This window comes from Breznakibacter xylanolyticus (genome assembly GCF_003254275.1).
GTDB lineage: Bacteria > Bacteroidota > Bacteroidia > Bacteroidales > Marinilabiliaceae > Breznakibacter > Breznakibacter xylanolyticus.
Genome location: NZ_QKZK01000075.1, coordinates 1 through 3,198 on the forward strand (window position 1 = coordinate 1; position 3,198 = coordinate 3,198).

Consider the following 3,198-nt stretch of genomic DNA (forward strand, 5'->3'; position numbering starts at 1 on the left):
CCATCTAACGGTTTGAAAGGAGATTCGCCCGCAATCCGCCACTAATGCTACACACACCGTTGCCAACAATACTAGAAAAACTATGTATCACTAAACTGAAATCAAATGCATACTCAGGTGTACCATTTGAATACATCATTGAACTTTGGAAAGCATGCAGGAAAAACAATTGTAGATTTACTTGAATCTGGAGAATCAAGATATATTGGTTACTTGATTTTTAATAATATCAAGAGATTTATATTACATCCTGATACAATTAAAAAGCTGAATCTACAAGGATTCTTTGACGATATGCCGATTTCATGTTATTGTAATGGTGGAATGCTATCAACAAATCAATTTGAAGGATTTTCAAAATCTGATATTCTTGAAAGTCTAAATAATAAATATCAAGAGTATATATTTAATCCTCAAAAATATGAGGAGTCTGTAAATCACGAAATTCAAGACTATTATAATAAACAGAATCATTTAGAAAAATCTGAATTAAATGATTCGAATGCTGATTATAACAGTGAATCTCGATTTGAAAAATATGGTGGATATAATGGTTATAGTGATGACACAATTGATGATGCTTTTGAAGGCGACCCACTAAACACATGGAATGTTGAATAATAGAAGATTAAAAAGTACTGTTGGCAACATCGCATATACCTAATGGCGGTTTTACTGCGCTTTGCAAGGCTTTTCGCCCGCTCAAACTTCACCACGGTTTGACTGTTGAATCGTCCGCAATCCGCCACTAGGCATATGCGTAACGTTACCGCCAAGTGTAAAAAGACAGACGACAACGGATAATTTGCTACTTTAAGACAGAAAAGGAAAAGATATAATGAACAGCCCACGCACAAAACAGCACATTTGCAAACCGCACAAACCGACACACGACCAAAGTTTGCAAAAAAGCTGTTTTCTTGCCGACACACCATTGCGATGATATGAACGATTACAAAAGACTATTAGAGAATATAACCGAATCTACAAAAACATGGAGAGAGATTAAAACCGAACTTTCCAAGTTTAATATTCATGATTCATCGTCAGGATTAAAAGACACCCGTGCAGGTAAGATTTTTGAAATTTTCACCAAGCATTATTTCATAGCTTCCCCAAGTGAAAAGGACAACTACAAAAATGTTTGGTTATTTGAGGAAGTGCCAACAGAAATTCGTAATAAGCTAAATATTGGGAATATCGACTACGGTGTTGATTTGGTTTTAGAAGATACAGAAGGACTATTTTATGCGGTTCAATGCAAATTTAAGAATGACGAAAATTCTGTTTTGAACTGGTCAGCTGATAAAATAGCAAATCTTTTTGCATTCTGCCCTAATGCAGATGGCTATATAGTTTTTTCAAATGCAGCTGATTTAGATAAAGTTTCAAAAACACGTCATGATAAATTTACATTTTACTCAATATCAAATTTGCTTGAAATTGATTCAGATGTTATAGACGCAATTTACCAAAGCCTTTCAGTCAACAAAGCGATTGAACGAAAATTATTTGAGCCCAAAGAGCATCAAAAAAAGGCTATTTCAGACTGTGTAGAGTTTTTTGAAATTGAGAATCGTGGACAATTAATTTTACCATGTGGCGCAGGAAAAACATTGACAGCATTATGGATAAAAGAAAAGTTAGACTGTAGAAATACTTTGGTATTAGTTCCTTCACTCGCTTTATTAAGGCAAATAAAGAATGATTGGGCAAAACAACGCAGGACAAGCTACAAATATATTTGTGTATGTTCTGAAACTGATATTGATAAAGACAGTATTGATACTCTTGTAACTCATACTTATGAAATTGATGTTCATGTAACTACAAATCCTGAACAAATAAGCTCATTTCTAAAAAAGGATTACCAAGAAAAAGTAATTTTTTCAACATACCATTCACTGCAATCCGTTTCAGATGCAATATCTGGTTCAGGTTTTGGGTTTGATTTTATTTTTTGTGATGAAGCACATAAAACAGCAGGTGTTGGTCAGAATAGATTTAGCCTTGTCCATGATAACGATAAAATTCCTTCAAAAAGAAGATTGTATGCAACTGCAACGCCAAGAATAGTTAAGGAGTCCTTAAAAAAGAAGTTAGGAGATGACCTAAAATTCGCATACGATATGAACGACCCTGAAATTTTCGGGTATGAGTTTCATCGTATGACATTTAAAGAAGCTATCGAAACAGGGATTTTGGTTGATTACCAAATAATAGCTATAGGAGTAAATAGTGATGAATTAAAGATGTATATCGAAAATCGCCACTATGTTGACACCCACGCAACGATTGATGAAATTGCTAACAATTACGCTCTGGAGCACGTGATGGAAAAGTATAATGCTAAACATGCTATAACTTTTCATTCAAGGGTTAAACTTGCAGAGGAATTTGTGAGTAGACATTCTAAATTATTTAACGCAGTTAATACATATTCAGTAAACGGTGACCAGACTACCAGTTATCGTAACATTGTTCTCGATGATTTTAAACATTCTACCAAAGCTGTAATTTCAAATGCCCGTTGTTTGACAGAAGGCGTTGATGTACCAACAATTGATTTGGTTTACTTTAGTGACCCTAAAAATTCAAAAGTTGATATTGTTCAAGCAGTTGGTAGAGCTTTAAGGAAAAAAGATGGAAAGGAAAAAGGATTTGTTGTAATTCCAATATACCACACTCGACATGATGATGTTGAAAGTTCAATAAGTGAGAGTTCGTTCAAAAATCTTCTTCAAGTAATTCGCTCTTTATGCGAACAGGATGAGCGTTTGCAAGATGAAATAAACACATTGGCTTTCGGTAAAGGGAAAAGAAAAACAAATCGTATTGATTTTACAAATACTGTATTTTCGGAAGAGCAGGACATCATCTTACTTGAAGGATTTGAAGAGAAGTTAAAAAACTCATTATTTGACCAAATAATTGAAAAGGCATCAAACAATTGGGATATATGGTTTTTACAATTTAAAGAGTTTGTTGATACTAATAATGGTCAATACCCAACGGAGGAAGAAAATATTGAATTATATAGGTGGGTTGCTCAACAACGAAATAGAAAAAAGAATAACACCCTTAAAAACGAGGAGATTCGAAAATTAACCCATCTTGCAGCTTTCCATCCAAAATTCATTAAAAAAACACCTTTTTTCACCTCAAAATAGTCTCTTTTGCTCTATTTGCTTTTGTAAT

2 protein-coding genes are annotated in these 3,198 nt (G+C 33.8%); both read left to right on the forward strand.

The window, feature by feature from the left end:
• The first annotated feature begins 105 nt into the window (after positions 1–105).
• Positions 106–621 carry a hypothetical protein gene (locus LX69_RS17335; RefSeq protein ID WP_111447284.1) on the forward strand — a complete coding sequence of 172 codons (516 nt, stop codon included), beginning with the start codon at positions 106–108 and terminating at the stop codon, positions 619–621.
• Between the two features lie 323 nt (positions 622–944).
• Positions 945–3,170 carry a DEAD/DEAH box helicase gene (locus LX69_RS17340; RefSeq protein ID WP_111447285.1) on the forward strand — a complete coding sequence of 742 codons (2,226 nt, stop codon included), beginning with the start codon at positions 945–947 and terminating at the stop codon, positions 3,168–3,170.
• Positions 3,171–3,198: the final 28 nt, after the last annotated feature.

What these genes read in the sequence shown, in the direction of transcription:
- LX69_RS17335 (WP_111447284.1), top strand. Translation starts at nt 106, where the DNA reads ATGCATACTCAGGTGTACCATTTGAATACATCATTGAACTTTGGAAAG.
- LX69_RS17340 (WP_111447285.1), top strand. Translation starts at nt 945, where the DNA reads ATGAACGATTACAAAAGACTATTAGAGAATATAACCGAATCTACAAAA.